Annotated in this window: 17 protein-coding genes and 1 other RNA gene; 7 read left to right on the top strand and 11 right to left on the bottom strand. The window is 36.7% G+C overall.

All coding sequences use genetic code 11. The features are described from left to right. Positions 1-709 precede the first annotated feature (709 nt). The gene (locus tag A9G30_RS02390) at positions 710-2,131 is read left to right on the top strand and encodes a hypothetical protein (protein WP_141671956.1); all 1,422 of its coding nucleotides are present in this window, start codon (positions 710-712) and stop codon (positions 2,129-2,131) included. Positions 2,132-2,672: 541 nt separating this feature from the next. Continuing rightward, on the top strand, positions 2,673-4,340 hold the full coding sequence (gene ettA, locus A9G30_RS02385; protein WP_065587920.1) for an energy-dependent translational throttle protein EttA: 1,668 nt from the start codon (positions 2,673-2,675) through the stop codon (positions 4,338-4,340). 76 nt (positions 4,341-4,416) lie between these two features. On the opposite strand, the gene A9G30_RS02380 is transcribed toward ettA, so the two are convergent. Genes A9G30_RS02380 through A9G30_RS02370 form a run of 3 tightly spaced genes read right to left on the bottom strand, consistent with a single transcriptional unit; the run spans position 4,417 to position 7,981 of the window. After that, positions 4,417-6,045, bottom strand: coding sequence for a DUF2813 domain-containing protein (locus A9G30_RS02380; protein ID WP_065587919.1), 1,629 nt, complete (start codon positions 6,043-6,045; stop codon positions 4,417-4,419). A 15-nt stretch (positions 6,046-6,060) separates the two neighbouring features. Then, on the bottom strand, positions 6,061-6,864 hold the full coding sequence (rfaP, locus tag A9G30_RS02375; protein ID WP_065587918.1) for a lipopolysaccharide core heptose(I) kinase RfaP: 804 nt from the start codon (positions 6,862-6,864) through the stop codon (positions 6,061-6,063). Then, positions 6,857-7,981 (bottom strand): glycosyltransferase family 4 protein, encoded by a 1,125-nt coding sequence (locus tag A9G30_RS02370; RefSeq protein WP_065587917.1) that lies wholly within the window; start codon positions 7,979-7,981, stop codon positions 6,857-6,859. Before A9G30_RS02370 ends, rfaP begins: the two co-directional genes overlap by 8 nt. Positions 7,982-8,360: 379 nt before the next feature. On the opposite strand from A9G30_RS02370, the gene A9G30_RS02365 reads away from it, so the two are divergent. Both A9G30_RS02365 and rnpB read left to right on the top strand, forming a co-directional pair. Beyond that, entirely contained in the window at positions 8,361-9,287 is a 927-nt protein-coding gene (locus A9G30_RS02365) for a TIGR01212 family radical SAM protein (RefSeq protein WP_065581623.1), read from the top strand. 205 nt (positions 9,288-9,492) lie between these two features. Then, positions 9,493-9,880: RNase P RNA component class A (gene rnpB / locus A9G30_RS02360), an RNA gene on the top strand. 23 nt (positions 9,881-9,903) lie between these two features. On the opposite strand, the gene A9G30_RS02355 is transcribed toward rnpB, so the two are convergent. The 6 genes from A9G30_RS02355 to A9G30_RS02330 all read right to left on the bottom strand — a co-directional run bounded on the left by A9G30_RS02355 (position 9,904) and on the right by A9G30_RS02330 (position 16,198). Then, positions 9,904-10,590 carry a DedA family protein gene (locus A9G30_RS02355; protein WP_065581624.1) on the bottom strand — a complete coding sequence of 229 codons (687 nt, stop codon included), beginning with the start codon at positions 10,588-10,590 and terminating at the stop codon, positions 9,904-9,906. A 30-nt stretch (positions 10,591-10,620) separates the two neighbouring features. Further along, positions 10,621-12,078 (bottom strand): metalloprotease TldD, encoded by a 1,458-nt coding sequence (gene tldD, locus A9G30_RS02350; protein WP_065587916.1) that lies wholly within the window; start codon positions 12,076-12,078, stop codon positions 10,621-10,623. Positions 12,079-12,218: 140 nt separating this feature from the next. Continuing rightward, the gene (gene rng, locus A9G30_RS02345) at positions 12,219-13,694 is read right to left on the bottom strand and encodes a ribonuclease G (RefSeq protein ID WP_065567739.1); all 1,476 of its coding nucleotides are present in this window, start codon (positions 13,692-13,694) and stop codon (positions 12,219-12,221) included. Positions 13,695-13,705: 11 nt separating this feature from the next. Beyond that, complete coding sequence (gene mreD / locus A9G30_RS02340; protein WP_065567738.1) at positions 13,706-14,191, bottom strand: rod shape-determining protein MreD; 486 nt, start codon at positions 14,189-14,191, stop codon at positions 13,706-13,708. Then, the gene (gene mreC / locus A9G30_RS02335; RefSeq protein WP_065579749.1) at positions 14,178-15,020 is read right to left on the bottom strand and encodes a rod shape-determining protein MreC; all 843 of its coding nucleotides are present in this window, start codon (positions 15,018-15,020) and stop codon (positions 14,178-14,180) included. The genes mreD and mreC overlap by 14 nt, the downstream gene beginning before the upstream one ends. Before the next feature lie 131 nt (positions 15,021-15,151). Then, entirely contained in the window at positions 15,152-16,198 is a 1,047-nt protein-coding gene (locus tag A9G30_RS02330; RefSeq protein ID WP_065567736.1) for a rod shape-determining protein, read from the bottom strand. Positions 16,199-16,569: 371 nt separating this feature from the next. On the opposite strand from A9G30_RS02330, the gene accB reads away from it, so the two are divergent. From accB to A9G30_RS02315, 3 genes are all read left to right on the top strand, one after another. Beyond that, positions 16,570-17,025, top strand: coding sequence for an acetyl-CoA carboxylase biotin carboxyl carrier protein (gene accB, locus A9G30_RS02325; protein ID WP_065567735.1), 456 nt, complete (start codon positions 16,570-16,572; stop codon positions 17,023-17,025). 39 nt (positions 17,026-17,064) lie between these two features. Further along, positions 17,065-18,411 carry an acetyl-CoA carboxylase biotin carboxylase subunit gene (gene accC / locus A9G30_RS02320; protein ID WP_065567734.1) on the top strand — a complete coding sequence of 449 codons (1,347 nt, stop codon included), beginning with the start codon at positions 17,065-17,067 and terminating at the stop codon, positions 18,409-18,411. Positions 18,412-18,479: 68 nt separating this feature from the next. After that, positions 18,480-19,124 (top strand): bifunctional 4-hydroxy-2-oxoglutarate aldolase/2-dehydro-3-deoxy-phosphogluconate aldolase, encoded by a 645-nt coding sequence (locus tag A9G30_RS02315; RefSeq protein WP_065587915.1) that lies wholly within the window; start codon positions 18,480-18,482, stop codon positions 19,122-19,124. Positions 19,125-19,193: 69 nt separating this feature from the next. On the opposite strand, the gene A9G30_RS02310 is transcribed toward A9G30_RS02315, so the two are convergent. Both A9G30_RS02310 and A9G30_RS02305 read right to left on the bottom strand, forming a co-directional pair. Then, on the bottom strand, positions 19,194-19,964 hold the full coding sequence (locus A9G30_RS02310) for an ABC transporter permease (protein WP_065567732.1): 771 nt from the start codon (positions 19,962-19,964) through the stop codon (positions 19,194-19,196). Further along, positions 19,957-20,901 carry an ABC transporter ATP-binding protein gene (locus A9G30_RS02305; RefSeq protein WP_065567731.1) on the bottom strand — a complete coding sequence of 315 codons (945 nt, stop codon included), beginning with the start codon at positions 20,899-20,901 and terminating at the stop codon, positions 19,957-19,959. Before A9G30_RS02305 ends, A9G30_RS02310 begins: the two co-directional genes overlap by 8 nt. Positions 20,902-20,953: the final 52 nt, after the last annotated feature.

The following is a 20,953-nucleotide window of genomic DNA, read 5'->3' as shown; positions in this document are numbered from 1 at the left end:
GCTTTTCTGCTGATGGTGAGCATTACCTCTAGTTGGAGAATGCTCATGGTGTCTTGGTATCTAAAATATATTTATCAATTATAACTTATAGGGAGACTATGTAATAACTTAAAAGCCATATATTGTTAATTGGTACACAATTGCCTTATAAAATAATTTCAAAAAGCCGTAATAGATAATTAATATTGGTATTGATTACGGCTGTATAAAAGTGATCTTTCCTTGTCTGCGGATTTGCAACTGATTTTGATATAACAAGTGAATAGAGGGTGATGTTTACAAATTTTAACAGAAAAGTCTATTCATTTACTTTAAAGTGATTTTATGTTCGTTTATAATCAACTTGATTATATTGTGATAACGTAATTATTTCGAATTTTGAAATCGACAATACTTTAAATTAAAGTATCCACCAAAAGCGATCAATTTGATTAGTGTTAAATTGAATAACAATTTAATTTTATTATAAAAAAAGCAAAATTATGCTGTAGAAACTTGAAATTTTGGAAAGGTAATGATATAATGAAAACAACAGCCCCGTTTTGAACTTTTATCTCTAAATTTTAGTTATTCCCATCTTACAATTAATTCTTCATGTTTGTCGTTATGGTCAAAAACGATTTCTTTAATAAAAATGGCAAAGATGCATATCCAAAAAGCATTAGTAATGCCTATCTTGACTGTCAGACATTGTTTGTTTGGAATTATATTGACATTATTAAATTTGATAGTGCCCTTTCAAGCTATTGCATTATCTGCGATTACATCAAATGTGATCCATGGAAGTCGCCCTTATATAACCCTTGATGGTGGTAGAACCCATATAAATTCATCAGAACCTTTACTCAGCATAAAATTATCTGGTGGTCGATTGATTACCTCTCAAGAAGATACATCAAGTAGCCAAAAACCAATCATACTATCGGGAAATTTAGAATCTATTCGTGATATTCAAACTTTTGTACCAATAGATGGAAATAATACTTACCCACAAATAGATATTCAAAAATTGATGGATGCCCCATATCATTATTGGGGAGATGACGATGGTGATGGCGATATTTTGGCAAATGGAAAGTTATCTCTAGAATGGTACGATGCAAACCAAAATATAACAGCAAAAGTAAAAAAAAATCCATCGTACAAGCTGGATGCTTGTAAAGCACCATATCGATTATTTATTACTACAGGAGAATCTTTAACGTTGTCGACACGTTATGGTATTCCGAATGAAACTATTTATAAACAGAGTTCCCATTCATATTATTTTAAACCAAGTGCACCATCAGTTTGTTATGCTCAACCTAATTTATCAAACGATTCCAGTAATAACACTGAATATAAAGATTTAGATGGTCCGGATTGGGTAAAAGGAAAAGGATTTGTTCCACAAGATATAAACAATCCACAACGTAATTTTCCGTCGACAGGAACAAATAATGTTTATTTTTATTTATTGTTAGCAAACGTAACGCCTGAAGAGATTATCTCAGCTAATGGCGCTAGAGTATTCCCTGAATCAGGGAGTGGAGTTAGTTTAGCTTTATCATCTGCACGAACACCAGGTTGGGGAAAAGGCTCACAAGATGTAGCTTTAAAGATAGTACTAAAAGGGCCAGTAAACAGTAGCGCTAATAAAAATTTTAGCCCCTCTACATTTAAGCTTTATTCAGATAGAGCCAAAAGTAACGTCTTGTATAGCTTTAAAATTGAAAGATGGTATATAGCCCAAGGAGCTCGTATTAATGCATCTGTGCAAGACGCAAAAGATTACTGTAACCGAATTGGGTACCGAATGCCGAGTGTTGCAGATTATACTAATGCAAATAATAATGATATTTGGACTGGAGGTATTCCCGGAAGAAATATCAATGGTTATCGCCGACAATTAAGCTATCGCGACGGTAATGGTAAATGGATTGGCGGGCTATTTAATGAATGGGGAACTTTGTTTAATCACTCTGATCACTATTTAGGTCTTGATGACTGGGAACCTGAGCATCCTTATGATTGGTATTGGACAATTGATACATATAAGGGAGACCCTCTTCGGGTCGATTCAGGGGATGGAGATTTATATTATAATGAACCAGCTTATAGGGTATATAGAGCTGCTTGTGTTAAGCCTTAGTTAAATTTATTTTATCCGTTCATAAATAGTTTGACTCTGTAACTTTTTGAAGTTACAGAGGTGATTGCGAGTAAGTTAATTATAGAACTTATTCGCACTGTTTACAGTAATTTGCGAAAATACTGTAAATGAGTAGATATAAAAAGGCAAAATTAACGCCTTATGAGTTTTTAGCGGATTGTTTTAATGATGAAGTGTAAACAACTCGATGTTTTCCTATATTAAAATAACCGCAATGTGTTATTAACATTATTACATATTGCGGCTTTTTGGGATGTGATATAAAACTATTTCTAATATATATTCTTAATTAACAATTTATTGATAATATATTTAAAAATAAAATGTTTTACTAGGCTTAAACAAATATAATCACCCATTTTTTAATTCTATCAGTATTTAAGATACATTATTATATAAGCAATTAGAGCATTCTTGTAAATAACCCTAGACCCAATCCTAAGAATCGTTACAATATACGCCATTAGTCATATAGCAAATACTTTTTGCTATTTTTAATCAATTAAACGGACGATATTTTATGGCGCAATATGTTTATACCATGAATCGAGTAGGGAAGATTGTTCCCCCTAAACGCTATATTTTAAAAGATATTTCTTTAAGTTTTTTCCCTGGTGCTAAAATTGGGGTGCTGGGTTTAAATGGGGCAGGTAAATCAACATTATTACGCATTATGGCGGGTGTTGATACTGAAATTGAAGGCGAAGCACGACCACAACCTGATATTAGGATTGGCTATTTACCGCAAGAGCCTAAGCTTGATCCTAAGCAAACCGTGCGCGAAGCGGTTGAGCAAGCCGTTAGTGATGCTAAAAAAGCACTTGCTCGACTAGATGAGGTATACGCCGCTTATGCTGATCCTGATGCCGATTTTGATAAATTAGCCAAAGAGCAAGCGGAGCTTGAGGCAATTATCCAAGCGCAAGATGCCCATAACCTTGATAATCAATTAGAGCGGGCAGCCGATGCATTACGCTTACCTGCTTGGGATGCCAAAATTGAAACATTATCTGGTGGTGAACGCCGTCGAGTGGCAATTTGTCAGTTGTTACTTGAAAAACCTGATATGCTATTAATTGACGAGCCAACCAACCATTTAGATGCTGAATCGGTTGCATGGCTAGAGCGATTTTTACATGATTACGAAGGTACTGTTGTGGCCGTTACTCATGACCGTTACTTTTTAGATAATGTGGCAGGTTGGATTTTAGAACTTGACCGTGGTGAGGGCATTCCATGGGAAGGTAACTACTCATCTTGGCTTGAACAGAAAGATCAGCGTTTAGCACAAGAAGCCTCAACGGAATCGGCTCGCCGAAAATCGATTGAAAAAGAGCTTGAGTGGGTACGGCAAAATCCAAAAGGGCGTCAAGCAAAAAGTAAAGCACGTTTAGCTCGTTTTGAAGAACTAAACAGCAACGATTACCAAAAACGTAACGAAACAAACGAACTCTTTATTCCACCTGGACAACGTTTAGGTGATAAAGTAATTGAAGTCAATAACTTAACCAAATCATATGGTGATCGCGTGCTTATTGATAACCTCTCATTTAGCATTCCAAAAGGTGCGATAGTTGGTATTATCGGGCCAAATGGAGCAGGTAAATCTACGCTATTTAGAATGTTATCCGGTAAAGAACAACCCGATTCGGGTACTATCACGTTAGGTGATACTGTACAGCTTGCCTCTGTCGATCAGTTCCGTGACAGCATGGATGATAAAAAGACCGTTTGGGATGAAATATCTAACGGTCAAGATATTATGCGTATCGGCAATTTTGAAATTCCAAGCCGTGCTTATGTTGGTCGTTTTAACTTTAAAGGTGTTGATCAGCAAAAACGTGTAGGTGAGCTTTCTGGTGGTGAACGTGGACGCGTGCATTTAGCTAAATTATTGCAAGTGGGCGGTAATGTTCTGTTACTTGACGAACCGACCAATGACTTAGATGTCGAAACGCTACGCGCGCTGGAAAATGCATTATTAGAGTTTCCAGGCTGTGCTTTAGTGATTTCACATGACCGTTGGTTCCTTGATCGCATTGCGACTCACATTTTGGATTATCAGGATGAAGGGCATGTTGAATTCTTTGAAGGTAACTTTACTGAATACGAAGAATGGAAAAAACGTACACTCGGCGCTGAGGCATTAGAGCCTAAACGTGCTAAATATAAACGAATCACTAAATAGGTTTAATTTTTATTTTATTCCGCCAGTGCATGTTGGCGGAATAGATTTACTTTTCTGATATTGCTTTTCAGATATTTTAAAGCCCATTTTTGGATGCTTTAATGATTTTAGCAAAGGTGTCAGTGAGCAAGCGTGGGATGGCTGTTATTCCCCGTGCTTTTGCATCATCACAAATAGCAATAGCAAGATCTGGCTTTGAGCTTTTATGGATGGCTTTTTGAATAATTTGATGTATAGGTAGATCGATATGCTGTGTTGTGTTGTAAGCGGCAAGTTTATAGACATGACTAAAACCATGTTTAAATAAAAAGTTTTCAATGTCTCGCGCAGGTAAAACCGTTAAGTAATCATTAGGATTTTTATCTTCACCACATAACGATTTTACGGCATCTTCATATTTTTTACCAGCCACATCTCCATCGGTTATCACATACCAATGAATGCCCATTTTATCGGCATATTTTATAAGTGGTTTTAAACCACACTGAGCAAACTCAATAAGCTGAACTCCTTCTGAACTCAGATGATAACCACTTTGTTCTGCTAGTTCACGCAACAACCATACTTCGGTTTCGCCCTCGACTAACAACCAACATCGTGCAAATAAGGCATTTGATCGGCGATAAAGAATATGAAACGAAATACGACGACTATCACTAACGCTTAATGAATGAGGTTCAATGTATTTGGCAATAATTTTATCTGGCAGACGAATTAAACGATAAAGGTTTTTTAATGAAAATAATGATACCAGATCACTTGAGTTAGACGTGATAATTTTTTGTGTAGGGAAGTTTTTTAGTAAGCGAAATGCAACGGATAAAATGATCGGATGTAACAAACTTTCAGGCTCTTCTAAAATTAAAATAGGCATTGAACTTTGTGAAAGCGAATAATTCCCTTTAGCATCAATAATAGAGCCGAAAATTCCTAAAAATACAGTTCGTAAATAATCATTATCAAGATTATCCAATACATCATTAATTTGTTCCAAAACATTCCAATCTTCTGTTCTTGGTGTACTTTTGGCATTTTTTTGTTTGTAATGATTGCGGTGTGCTTGATCGACAAAATAATACTCTAATAATGAGCGTGCGGCTTGTAGGCCTCGAGCTAATTCATCTTGGGTTAATTCGGCTGAATGGGCTTTTAGTTGGTTTGAAAGTTGGCTAATGTAGTGTTCGGATAATGGTTCGTTAGTAACAGTTAATTGCTCAGGATTAATTGCATTTTTAAGTGTCATTACTGGGTTTAGTTTGATTAACGTTGCAATTAATAATTTTTCGTTTTCTATATTAAAAGGGTTGCCTTGTGCATTGAGCAATTTATGTTGTGTTATAATTTGGTTATCATGTTTATTAGCAGAAATTTGATAAGTGATACGATGCAGATTATCTTGGTGTGATTGATACGAAACCGAGCGTAATGGCTGATAATCTTGATTATTTAATTCATGTAAGTGCGATTGGCAATAAGTGATTTTAATAATAATATTATCGCCATAATATTGGTATTGATCATGATAAAAATCAGAATCGACAAATTGATAAAACGAGTTATCCAGTGATAACAATTGCAAAGCGCTGATTAAACTTGACCGCCCCCAACGATTTTCACCCATTAGTACGCTAGAACTAGCATTTAATTTTAAAGATAGTTGACTAATACCTTTAAATCCGGAAATATCAATTTGTTCAATAAACATAGCGTATCCTTATTGTTAAAGATGATACTTTTCTGTCCTTTTACGAATTCGTTCAACTTTTTGATGCGTACTAGCTATTAGCTTTGATTCATTGCGCAAAATTGTTTTTAAGGGCTGATTAAAATACACTTTCAAAAAACGCCAAATATCGCGATCGGTTAGCCCAATATTCATGGCTGAAAAATAAAGCCCAATTAAATCTTTATCACGCCAACGCACAGGAACCGTTTTACGAACTTGAGCACGGTGTAAATCAATCACCGATAATTTTATTTGCTGATGATTTTCAAAAAGCGGAATATCAAGCAAAAAGTGACACAAATAACAATCACGATGATTAACCCCAGCAGCATGCATTTGAGCCACCATTTTTGCCAAATAAATAACTAAAGAACGCTTTATATGATAGCTAGGAGGGTTAGTTAACCATGGCTTGGTAAAATCTTCTAAACTCACAGTCGGGTTAAGATCTCTTGTCACAATAAATGAATGACGAGTCAGCGGATTTAGCCCTTTACGACCAAATGCTCGCCCATCCATCGTATTAACACCAACTTGCTCCAAACGCTCAATCGCATCCCACTCTTGCTTAGCATCTAAAACAGGTAAACGTAACGAAATGAGATTTTTAACAATCTCTTTAACGGTTGTACCACGATGAATTTTAATAAAATACGATTTATCACCAAGCTCAAAATTCAACGTCTGACGTTGCTTAATCGATCGATAGACTTTGCCTGATATTAACTCAACTTCCGTAAACGGATCTTTATTTTTCCACAAAGCATCAAAAGGGGATTTTAATTTCAACTCATTCATAATGATCACAACCTAAAATAATATCTGCGGCTCGCTGCGGTAAATGATACAAATCCGCCGTTTTGCCATAATCTATCGCATTGTTATGCCATGTTAGTAATTGATCGTGATTGGTTATGGCATTTTGCACAGCTTGATTGAGATCTGCTTGTACAAAAGGCTCCGCAAGGATGATGCCAGCATTTGCATCGTGTATATGATAAGCATACCCTGAAATGCCTGATACAATAACTGGCACACCAGCGGCCAATCCTTCAATCAAAACCATACCCGCGGCTTCTTGCCTTGCTGGATGTAACAGCAAATTGGCAGAAAATAAAATATCAGCAATGTCATTGCGCCCCGCAAAAAATCGGACTTGCTGCTCAATACCCAGTTGTTTAGCCATTTTTTGATAAGCATCGGGTTTATCTTGCCCAACCACTAAAAAAGTGACTTTTTGCTTTAATTCATAGGGTAAAGTCGCAATGGCGGTTAGTGAACGATCAACGCCTTTGCGTTTAAAATCCGAGCCAATTTGCACAATCACAAAACTGTGTTCATCAATTTGATTGGTTTGTCTAAATTGCTTGCCTTTAGCGATCGACTCAGCATTATATTGGCGATCTTGAGCAATGCCAGGCGGTAACAGATAAAACCTTGATAGATCAGTATGATAATATTTAACAAAGTCAGCGATTTGCTGCTTAGTTAAAAGCATCACTTTAGTTTGGCTATGTTGATTAAACACCGCATCTTCAAAGGCTAAATAGTGTTTACAGCGTTTTGATAACTTATATAAAAAGCCTTTATGGGCCACTTTATCTGCATAACAGGTATCGCCCGCAAAATAGACATCTAAGTCAGGCATTTTATTAAACCCAACTACACAATCGACGGGGTTCGCTTGCAAATGGGCTTTTACCCAATGGTAATAAGATTGATTACGATTATGGTTAGATAAGCCTTTTTTCGGAACCAAGATAATATCAAATCCAGCAGGCTTATCACCTTGCCATGCCATTACATAGATCCGAACGTGGTGGCCACGAGCTTGACAAGCCCTAGCTATTTGTAAAAAATCACGTTGCAAGCCACCAAAAGGAAAATATTTATAGATACAAAATGCTAGTTGCATGCAGGTTGCCTCAAGTTTGAAAGGGGTATTATATACTTGTTGATAAGCAAGGTGCAAAAATAGCTGATTTTAATAAAAGAAGAGCAAAAATCGGTCAGAAAAGTCATTGATTTTATTGAATTTTTTTATTTTTAATAAAATCAATAACTTCCTTTGGTTTAACCAACAAAAAATTCTCCACAAACCCTATTAATAAAATTCAAGTTACGCCTTAATCTAAATTAAAAAAGTATTTTAATTGTCGAACTATTTAGTTAATATCATTACGTTATTAAAGTATTTGATTTTTTATTTTAAAACTATCATCCTCAAACATAACGTTGCTTGAAGTAAAGCAACTAACTTCGTAAAATAAACAAAATTTTATTTCTGGTCTATCATGCAACTTCATCTAGTCGTTAATACCTTTGGTTCCGATCTTCAGCGCCGATATGGGGAAAAAATCTATAAGCTAACCTTGCATGGGGGATTTAGCTGTCCAAATCGTGATGGCACTATTGGCATGGGCGGATGCACTTTTTGTAATGTGGCTTCAATTATTGATGAATCTATTCAAGTGAAATCAATTGCTGATCAATTGGTTTCACAAGCTCATCAAATGAAAAAATCCAAGCGCTATCTTGCTTATTTTCAAGCTTATACTAGCACTTATGCTGAAGTTGCCATACTAAAAAATATGTACGAGCAAGCGCTAAATAGTACTGATATTGTTGGGCTTTGTGTTGGTACTCGCCCAGATTGTGTACCCAGTGAAGCGCTTGATTTGCTTGCCAGTTATCAAGCACAAGGTTTTGAAGTTTGGTTAGAGTTGGGCTTACAAACTGCTCACGATAAAACCTTACACGATATAAATCGTGGGCATACTTTTAACGATTATCATCAAACCGTACAAAAAGCGCGTAAACTTGGTATTAAAGTGTGCACTCACTTAATTATTGGGTTACCTAAAGAAACCAAACAAGATAACTTAATAACTCTAGATCAAGTGTTAAATAGTGGTGTTGACGGTTTAAAGTTACACCCTTTGCATATTGTGGATGGTAGCATTATGGCAAAAGCATGGCGAGCTGGGCGTCTTGACGTTTTATCATTAGATCAATATGTCGATATTGCTGGCGATATCATTAGGCAAACACCCTCCAATATTTTATATCACCGCATTTCGGCTAATGCTAGAAAACCAACCCTGCTTGCGCCAGATTGGTGTGAAAATCATTGGCAATCGATGAACGCTGTCGATCAGAATTTACGCCAGTTTGGTGCTCAAGGTAGCGCCATTGGGGATTGCTACTACTTTAAGTTCTAGTCGTTCTAGAAGCGACTAACAACTATAATAACATTAACATCATTAATAACGGCTAGTTAAAATAGAAATGGATTTAATGCATATGGAAATATTATTGACGATATCCCTTGATCCTTGCCAAAATATTGGCCATGTTTACCTTGATAAATAACTTATAAAACATGCAATACTGGACAAAACTTTACATTACGTTATACTGGTTAACGAAATTAACCAGACAATCGCTGCTTTGTTGTAGTCCTTTATTAAAGGAGACAAACAAAGGGGAGGAAAGTCCGGGCTCCATAGGGCAGAGTGCCAGGTAACGCCTGGGGGGCTTTTGCGAGAGCAAAAGTTTACGACAAGTGCAACAGAGAGCAAACCGCCGATGGCTTATTGATAAGATCAGGTAAGGGTGAAAGGGTGTGGTAAGAGCACACCGCACAATTGGTAACAGTTGTGGCATGGTAAACTCCACTCGGAGCAAGGTCAAATAGGGATTCTTTGGCGCGGCCCGCGTTGAATCCGGGTAGACTGCTTGAGCTAATACGTGAGTATTAGCCTAGAGGAATGATTGTCCACGACAGAACCCGGCTTATCGGTTAATTTCAATATTTCTTAACTTTGCTCATTAATACTATTTTTTGGTCGAATTTTTTAATTTATTTTTCTGGGCTAACCAACGTTTTAATACTAGCCAGATCGAAAAAAGCAAGCCGATTACTAATAAAAACACTGGGATCAGCATTAATAGCGACATAATTTGTTTTTCATAAGTTTTGAAAATAGGTGATAACCCAAATAGATATCCCAATGTCACAATTAAGGTAATCCATAATGTTGCACTAATCCAATTATAAATATGGAATTTTCGACTATGTAGCCCTGACAATCCTGCCATCATCGGTAACAATGTACGTACGAAAGCAATAAACCGTCCAATAAATAGAGCTTGTAATCCGTACTTATGGAATAATACTTCAGATTTATGATGGTATTTTTCAGGAATATGTGCCATCCAACCTTGTACAAGCTTAGTATTACCAAGCCACAAACCTTGTGCATAACCTAACCACGTTCCAAATGCTGCGCCAGAAATTAAAATAAGGTTGATTAAACCAAAATGGAATACATTTTGACTAATTAACACACCAGTTAGAAATAATAAACTATCACCAGGTAAAAAAGCTGCGGGTAATACGCCATTTTCTAAAAGAATAATAACAAATAACATACCATATAATGTCCATAGCACATTAGGATTTGAAAGTGTTGCTATATCCATGTTAACAAATGCTTGGTAAAGTGTAATTATTGTTTCCATTTATTTTAATATCCCATCCTCATATTGTTTTTATTGGCTAATGGTACCACCAACGGTTAAATTATTCACTTTTAATGTAGGTTGTCCGACCCCAACAGGAATGCTCTGTCCTGCTTTACCACAAACGCCAACACCAGAATCTAATTCAAGGTCATTACCAACCATTGCCACCTGTTGCATCGTTTCAATACCTGAACCAATTAGTGTTGCGCCTTTTACTGGTGTTGTTATTTTGCCTTTTTCAATCAAATAGGCTTCTGAGGTTGAAAAGACAAACTTACCAGAGGTAATATCTACCTGCCCTCCCGCAAAATTAGGGGCATATAGCCCATAATCAACACTGCTAATAATATCGTCAAAAGAAGAATTGCCAGTTAACATATAGGTATTTGTCATTCTTGGCATCGGTAAACACGCATACCCTTCACGACGTCCATTACCAGTTGAATATGTATTCATCAATTTTGCATTGAGTTTATCGAACATATAGCCCTTTAAAATGCCATTTTCAATAAGCACTGTTTTTTGGCTAGGCGTTCCTTCATCATCAATAGAGAGTGACCCTCGCCGATTTTCGATAGTGCCATCATCAACAATAGTACACAATTCTGAGGTAACTTGCTCACCTATTTTTCCTGAAAAAACCGAGGTATTTTTGCGGTTAAAGTCACCTTCCAAGCCATGCCCTACAGCCTCATGTAACAATACACCAGGCCAACCAGCACCTAAAACAACGGGCATTGTTCCTGCTGGCGCTGCTTTAGCTGAAAGAGAAACAAGTGCTAGGCGTACTGCTTCTCGTGTGTAACTATCAACATAACTTTCTGACGTTTTAGGGTTGATTGTTAAAAAATATTCATATCCAAATCGACCACCACCACCACTACTTCCTCGCTCACGTTTACCCTCTTTTTCAACCAGAACTGAAACCGATAAACGAACCAATGGACGAATATCGGCACTTAATGTACCATCAGTAGCTGCAATTAAAATGTCTTCGTAACTACCCGTTAAGCTAGCTGATACTTCAATAACGCTTGGGTCAATTGAGCGCGCCAATTTGTCAACTTCTTGCAACAATGCAATTTTCTGCTCTTGAGAAAACGAATTGATCGGGTTGATTGAAGGGTATATTGGCACTGTTTGCGTAGACTTAAACGGAGTTACTACTATAGGTGTTTGTAATTTAGTTATTGAATTTGCTGCTAATACACTTTGTTCTAAACGTGCTAATGAAAGTTGATCTGTATATGCAAACCCCGTTTTTTCACCGGCAATAGCCCTAACGCCAACACCTTGATCGCGGTGAAATGAGGCATTTTTTATAATACCATCTTCAAGTAACCAACTTTCATAGTAACCCGATAAGAAATACAAATCACCAAAATCAATTTGCCTTGTGCTAAGCATATCAAGCAGATGTAAAAGATCTTGTTGGTTTAGATTATTTGGATTGAGTAATCGTTCACTCACTTGATTTAGTATCATAAATTCCTTAATTTTTAAATGTGGATGCGAGCTTGTTTATAATTGATTATAGATATCCAATTATAATGGCTTTTTAGCTTTCATCACTTTTATTCTTAACGTATCGTTTTCTGAAACTCTTTTTTACAAAATAGTTTTGATTACATTAATACAACATCGTATTGTTCTTGAATATAAAGCGGTTCAACTTTCACTTCGACGCGTTTACCCACAAAGATTTCAACTTCAGCTAAAGCGTGTGATTCATCATTAGTTAACGCATTAGCTACGGCAGCTGAAGCATAAACTAAAAAATACTCCGAGTGATGCGCTTTATACACACGGACGATTTCACGCAAAATTTCGTTACAAATAGTTTCTACTGATTTGACCATGCCTCGTCCTTTGCAAGCAGGGCACTGTTCGCACAAAATATGCCCGATACTTTCGCGTGTTCGCTTGCGTGTCATTTCGACTAAACCTAAACTCGAAAATAAATTAACGGTAGTTCTAGCTCGATCTTTAGATAAAGAATCATGGAGTGATTGTAACACCCGTTCACGATGCAGATCTTCTTGCATATCAATAAAATCAATAATAATAATGCCACCTAAATTACGTAAACGCAATTGGCGAGCAATCGCAATTGTTGCCTCAATATTGGTATTAAAAATCGTTTCTTCTAAATTTCGATGACCTACAAATGCGCCAGTATTGATATCAATGGTTGTCATAGCTTCAGTTTGATCAATAATCAAATACCCGCCAGATTTCAATTTGACTTTACGATCTAATGCTCTTTGGATCTCGTTTTCGGTATCATAAAGATCGAAAATGGGAATATTACCACGATAATGCGATAATTTACTGGTCACTTCGGGCATAAATTCTTGTGTGAATTCAATTAATAAATCATACGTTAACTTTGAATCCACCAAAATCCGTTCAATTGGCGCGCCAACAAAATCACGCAACACACGTTGTGATAATGCTAATTCACCATATATTAGATTTTTACTTACTGGGCGCGCCATACGCTGTTGAATTTTAGCCCAAAGTCGTTTTAGAAAATTGGCATCTTGTTCTAATTCATAGGCATTTGCGCCTTCTGCTGCGGTTCTAACAATAAATCCGCCTTCGTTAGTGACATATTGCTCGACAATACTTTTTAGCCTTTCGCGCTCTTGTTCACTTTCTATGCGTTGTGAAGTGGCCACATGTGCAGAATTTGGCCCAGGCATTAATACTAAATAACGCGATGGTAAAGTTATATCGGTTGTCAGCCTAGCGCCTTTAGTGCCTAGAGGATCTTTAACTACTTGTACCATTAAATCTTGCCCTTGGCGGACAAGTTCAGAGATATCTTTTACTTGAAATTGTTCTTGTTCAGTATCAGATACACACTCAGTATGAGGCATAATATCTGATGCATGTAAAAAAGCCGCTTTTTCAAGCCCAATGTCCACAAAAGCCGCCTGCATTCCAGGTAATATACGGATTACTTTACCTTTATAGATGTTGCCAACAATACCTCGTCTAGATTCACGATCAACATGAATTTCTTGTAGTACGCCATCTTCAATATAAGCGACGCGAGTTTCAGACGGTGTTATATTCATTAATAATTCAACAGACATAAGATTCCTTTTTAATTGATAGCAAAGTTTCGTCTTATTAGCCGCAAAAATAGATAGATGACAATCCATAATAAGCCATCAATACAACTTGATAGCAAAATTAATGGTGATATCGTTATAGTATGATAGATACTGACTTGGAGTAAAAATACCAGTAAATTATAACATACTGATACCCCAAAAATAATAAACGATTGTTGCCACAAAGCTAAATTGCGTATCAATTGGAATTTAAAAACAAGTAAATAAGCAATACATGAATAAATAAAAGCATGGCTTCCCAAAATCGAGCCTGTGCATAGATCTATCAATGCTCCAAATACAAAAGCGGTTCCAATCCCAACTCGATGTGGAAGTGCAATTAACCAATAAGCAAAAATAAGGAGCAGCAAATGTGGTTTAAATATATTATATTCTGGTGACCACGGTATAATTTGCAAACATAAGCCAATAAATAACGTTATCCAAATAATCAATATTCGATTACGTTCCCTCATGTTTCACTCCTTGATTTTCCCCTAATAACAATAAATAACGTAAGCGTTTTAAATCAGCTGTTGGTGTTGCTGAAATAATAGGCGTTGAATCTGTAAGATCTAGTTTTACTGAGCTGACTATCGCAACAGGATAACCTTCAGGGAATCGTCCATCCAGCCCAGAAGTAACTAAAACATCACCTACTTTTATGTCCACGTTATTAGGCATAAATTCTAATATTAAATCATTACTACATCCGTTACCCACAGCGATCATACCAATATCATTTCTTTGCACCTGAACAGGTATTGCATGTTGATAATCGCACACTAAAATTGCACGGCTGGTTGATTGAGCCGTTTCATAAATTTGTCCAATAATGCCTTTTTCATCTACAACAGGCTGCCCAACATAAACACCATCTTGTTTGCCTTTATTGACAACAAATTGATAAACATAAGGATTGGTATCTGTAAGTAATACTTGCGCAGCCATCTTATGTTCATCATGCCTTAAAGGAGAGCCTAGCAATTCACGAAGTCTTGCATTTTCATGTTTTAAATGGTCAAGTAATAATAGATCATTTTTTTGTTGTAATAAGGTTTCATGCAATTTTGCATTTTCATCTATTAAGGCTTCTCGCGTTTTAGACATTTCATAAAGCGAATCAAACGACGACTTTGGTGCATCTGAAACATAATATAAGGGCGAAATAATGGTATCTAAATAGTAGCGAATCTCTTTAAATGGGCGATAATTGATATCTAATACAATTAGGATCAATGCAAGCGCCAGAGAAGTAAATAATTGTACACTGAGAGGCGAACGTTTAGAAAAAAGTAATTTCATTGTTCAGTACTTACCTGTTTTATACTTGAGATCTACTTATGTTAAGAAATGGTTCCGCCGACAATGTCGGCGGTAGAAAATATGAGTTGTTTACTGACTAATTATTTCATTAACATGAAGATAATTAACAATTACTCTTCACTAAAGAGATCTCCACCATGCATGTCTACCATATCTAATGCTCTGCCGCCCCCTCTAGCAACACATGTTAGTGGATCTTCTGCTACAACAACATGAATACCAGTTTCTGCTGATAATAATTTATCGATGTTACGCAATAAAGCACCTCCACCGGTTAAAACCATGCCATGTTCTGAAATGTCAGAAGCAAGCTCAGGAGGACACTGCTCTAATGCAACTTTAACGGCACTTACAATACCACTTAATGGTTCTTGTAATGCCTCTAAAATTTCATTAGAGTTTAAAGTAAAGCTACGTGGTACACCTTCAGCAAGGTTACGTCCACGTACTTCAATTTCAAGTACTTCATCACCAGGGTAGGCACTACCTATAAAATGTTTGATTTTTTCGGCAGTAGCTTCACCAATTAATGCACCATAATTACGGCGAACATAGTTAATAATCGCCTCATCAAATCGGTCGCCACCGATGCGTGCCGATGCCGAATAAACCACACCATTTAATGAAATGACTGCTACTTCAGTAGTTCCACCACCAATATCAACGACCATTGAACCTGTTGGTGCAGAGACTGGTAAATCCGCACCAATAGCCGCAGCCATTGGCTCTTCAATTAAATATACTTCACGGGCCCCCGCACCTAGTGCTGACTCACGAATTGCACGGCGCTCAACTTGTGTCGCGCCGACAGGAACACAAACAAGGACTCGTGGGCTTGGTCTTAAAAAACTATGGCTATGTACTTGGCGAATAAAATACTGCAACATTTTTTCAGTGACTGAAAAATCAGCAATAACACCATCTTTCATTGGTCTTATAGCTGCAATATTACCAGGCGTTCGCCCTAACATCTGTTTCGCAGCTTGTCCAACAGCGGCAACGCTTTTCGGTGTGCCTGTGCGATGATCTTGGCGTATCGCTACCACTGAAGGTTCGTTTAATACAATGCCTTGCCCTTTTACATAAATAAGTGTGTTTGCTGTACCTAAATCGATGGATAAATCATTTGAAAACAAGCCGCGAACTTTTTTGAACATAATAAAAACTCTTCCTAGAATGAATCTTGTTTAAGTATATTTTCGTGTTTAAAAGCAAACCATGGAATCAAAAAATATCTATTTTCAGCTTTATCCAAGCTAAATAGAGTGCCATTTAATTCTTCTAAACCACGGCTAACCCCAATAATAACTAACGTTGGCTATTGTATCGCAATTATAAAATAATACCTAGAAAATAGTATAACATGTGTTTGTAAAGGAGATATATAATGACAAATTCTGTTTTACAGTGTATTCTTCCGCGTTAATGTTGAGTTACAACCTTGTTATTGGCGAAAGACTCTTTTTGTCAATGGCGAGGATGCAGTAAAAATAATTGTTACTTATATCAAATAAACACGGTGTAATTCATGGATATACGCAAAATTAAAAAATTAATTGAATTAGTTGAAGAGTCAGGTATTTCTGAACTTGAAATTTCTGAAGGTGAAGAGTCGGTTCGAATCAGTCGTTCTGCTCCTACCACAAACTATTCGGCGCCAGTACAAAATATTCAAATTCCTCAACCAGCTCCTGTCGTTGTGGCTCCAACAGTTCAAGCCGAAGTTGTAACAGATGCTGTTGCAACTGATGGTACAACAATTAAATCCCCTATGGTTGGAACTTTTTATCGTACACCAAGTCCAGAATCAAAAGCTTTTGTTGAAGTTGGTCAAACAGTAAATGTTGGTGATGTGCTTTGCATCGTCGAAGCGATGAAAATGATGAACCAGATTGAATCAGAAAAAGCTGGTACAATAAAAGCCATCTTGGTTGAAAATGGTCAACCAGTTGAATTTGATCAGCCACTATTCATTATTGAATAATCTGAATTTATTATTGACTATACGATTAAGAGATTGAATATGCTTGATAAAATTCTTATAGCGAACCGTGGAGAAATAGCTCTACGTATATTACGAGCATGTAAAGAACTTGGAATTAAAACTGTCGCTGTTCATTCGACGGCAGATAAAGATTTAAAACATGTATTACTAGCAGATGAGACAGTCTGTATTGGTTCAGCTGCTTCAGCAAAAAGCTATCTTAATGTTCCCGCATTAATTTCAGCTGCAGAAGTCACTTGCGCAGCAGCTATCCATCCTGGATATGGTTTTTTATCTGAGAATGCAGATTTTGCTGAACAAGTTGAACGTTCAGGCTTTATTTTTATTGGTCCAAAACCTGATACTATTCGCCTAATGGGGGATAAAGTCTCTGCAATTCATGCGATGAAAAAAGCTGGTGTACCTTGTGTTCCTGGTTCAGATGGTCCGTTAGGTGGTGATATTGAAACCAATAAACAAATCGCTAAACAAATCGGCTATCCTGTTATTATTAAAGCCTCTGGTGGCGGCGGTGGTCGTGGTATGCGTATTGTTCGTGAAGAGAAGGATCTTGAACAATCAATTAATATGACCAAGCTAGAAGCCAAAACAGCGTTTAATAATGATATGGTTTACATGGAAAAATTTTTAGAAAATCCACGCCATATCGAAATCCAAGTCCTTTCTGATGGCCAAGGCCATGCCGTTTATTTAGGTGAGCGTGATTGCTCAATGCAAAGACGCCATCAAAAGGTTGTGGAAGAAGCCCCTGCGCTTGGTATTACCCCTAAAATGCGTCAATTTATTGGTGAGCGTTGCGTTAATGCATGTATTGAGATCGGTTACCGTGGTGCTGGTACATTTGAATTCTTGTTTGAGAATGGCGAATTTTATTTCATTGAAATGAACACCCGTATTCAAGTAGAACATCCTGTTACTGAAATGGTAACCGGTGTTGACTTAATCAGAGAGCAAATTTCAATCGCCGCAGGCAATCCTCTATCAATTAAACAAAGTGATATTGAAATTAAAGGCCACGCAATTGAATGCCGAATTAATGCCGAGGATCCAAAAACGTTTATGCCTTCACCAGGGAAAATTACCCGTTTTCATGCTCCTGGCGGTTTTGGTATTCGTTGGGAATCGCATATTTATGCTGGTTATACTGTTCCTCCTTATTATGATTCAATGATTGGTAAATTAATTGCTTATGGTGAAACCCGTGAAGTTGCTATTGCCCGTATGAAAAATGCATTAGCTGAACTGGTTATTGATGGCATTAAAACCAATATTGATCTTCATATTGATATTATGAATGATAAAGGTTTCCAAAAAGGCGGCACAAACATTCATTATTTAGAAAAGAAATTAGGCATTTATGAGTAACAAAATAATCCCTATTTATTAGGGATTATTTCTATATAAAAGAATCAATAAGGTATGGGTAAAAATAAATGAAAAATTGGAAAAGAAGTGCTGAAGAAATTTTAACATTAGGTCCTGTTATTCCCGTTATTGTTATTGAGCGTTTAGAAGATGCGGTACCACTAGCTAAAGCGCTAATTGCTGGCGGAGTAAAAGTACTTGAAGTTACATTAAGAACTGCTTGTGCAATTAATGCAATAAAGAAAATTATTCAAGAAGTGCCTGAAGCGGTGGTTGGTGCAGGAACAGTAACAAGTGTTGCGCAACTAAAACAGGTTACCGAAGCTGGCGTTCAATTTGTGATAACACCAGGTATTACTGATGCTATTTTAAAAGCGGCGGTTGAAGGTTCAGTACCTGTTATTCCTGGTATTGCAACTATTTCTGAGTTGTTAACTGCACAAGAATATGGTCTCACTGCATTAAAATTTTTCCCTGCTGAAGTCAATGGTGGTGTTGCTGCATTAAAAGCTTTTGCTGGTCCCTGCGGATATATGAAATTTTGCCCAACAGGAGGAGTAAATCCGAAAAACTACCGTGATTATCTTGCTCTTGATAATGTGCTTTGCGTGGGCGGTACTTGGTTTATTCCAACTGATGCAATTGCAAAAGGTGATTTTGCTAAAATTACCGAGATGGCTAAACAAGCCGTTGCTGATGCACAATGTTGCTGATGCACAATAATGATTGATTCCGCCGATAAAATATCGGCGACTACTCAAAACCTAACCTTCTAACTCTTATTAGCTTCTTAGTCCACGACCACTTTCAATAAGCTTCCATGCAATTACATAAAGCACAGTAACAAACAAAATTAGCATCGAGAAGGTAATTGATAACGATACGTCTGTCACTCCTAAAAATCCATAACGAAAACCGTTAATCATATAAACTATTGGGTTAACTTTGGATATCCATTGCCAAAAGGTTGGCAACATAGTAATCGAATAAAAAACGCCACCAAGGTATGTTAATGGTGTTAATACGAATGTAGGAATAATGCTTATATCGTCAAAAGTTTTGGCAAACACGGCATTTAATAAACCGGCTAATGAAAACAAAATTGAAGTTAATAGTAATGTGCAAACAACAAATAACCAAGAATGCACCTCATAACGAACAAAAAATAGTGACACTATAGTAACTAAAATACCAGTTAAAATACCTCGCATCACACCCCCTCCCACATATCCCAAAATAAGAATATGTGTTGGCACAGGTGCTACCAATAATTCTTCAATGTTACGTTGAAATTTAGCACTAAAAAACGATGAGCAAACATTAGTATAAGAATTGGTAATTACTGACATCATTATCAATCCAGGTACAATAAATGCCATATAGCTAAAGCCCCCCATATCACCAACTCGAGAGCCAATTAAATTTCCAAAAATAATAAAATAAAGTGACATCGTAATAACTGGGGGGATGAGTGTTTGGATCCAAATTCTCAAAAAACGCGTCACTTCTTTACGCCAAATACTTTTTAAGGCAATCCAATATAAATTATTCATCAATGCTACCTTTTTGTTTTGTATCATTATGTAACAGATCAACAAATAGCTCTTCTAAACGATTCGCTTTATTTCGTACGCTGATCACTTTAATATTTTGCTGATTGAGTTGCTCAAACAATTGGTTTAATCCAAGTTGTTTATCGACTTTCACTTCTAACATGCCCATCTCAATATCAGAATAATTATAGCCATGTAATTCAATCGGTTTAGAGGTTGGCACGTAATCAATAATAATTGTTTCAGATTGGCTTTTTGCCAGTAGATCGCGCATTGACGAGTTTGCTATCAATTGGCCTCGTTGAATAATACCAATATTACGGCATAGCATTTCAGCTTCTTCTAAATAATGAGTAGTTAAAATAATTGTGATACCTTGACGATTGATAACGCGCAAAAAATCCCACATAGAGCGACGTAGTTCAATATCAACGCCTGCGGTTGGTTCATCAAGAATCAACAATTTGGGTTCATGCACAAGCGCTCTTGCTATCATTAATCGTCTTTTCATACCGCCTGATAACATATTGGCTCGGCTATGGCGTTTATCCCATAAATCTAAAATTCGTAAATATTTTTCAGCGTGCTCTAATGCAAGTTTTCGGGGTAATCCATAATAACCACCTTGATTAGTGACTATTTGTAGAACTTCTTCAAATGGATTAAAGTTAAACTCTTGTGGCACAAGCCCTAATTGCCTTTTGGCGTTTACTATGTCGTTATCTAAGTCGTAACCAAAAATTTTCACTTTTCCCGATGTTTTAGTTACTAATGAACTGATAATACCGATAGTTGTCGATTTACCAGCACCATTTGGTCCTAATAAGGCATAAAAATCACCCGCCTGTACAGTTAAATCGATACCTTTTAATGCTTCTATACCATTTTTGTAAACTTTTTTCAGCGAGATTAACTCAAGTGCAGGAGTTGATGGCATAAATATGTCCTAAATGAATCAATTACTATTTAAGTGATATAATATCATGTTA

Source organism: Gilliamella sp. Fer4-1, assembly GCF_001690515.1.
GTDB lineage: Bacteria > Pseudomonadota > Gammaproteobacteria > Enterobacterales > Orbaceae > Gilliamella > Gilliamella apicola_C.
Note: the sequence above shows the minus strand (reverse complement) of the source record. Positions and strands in the feature narration are given on the sequence as shown.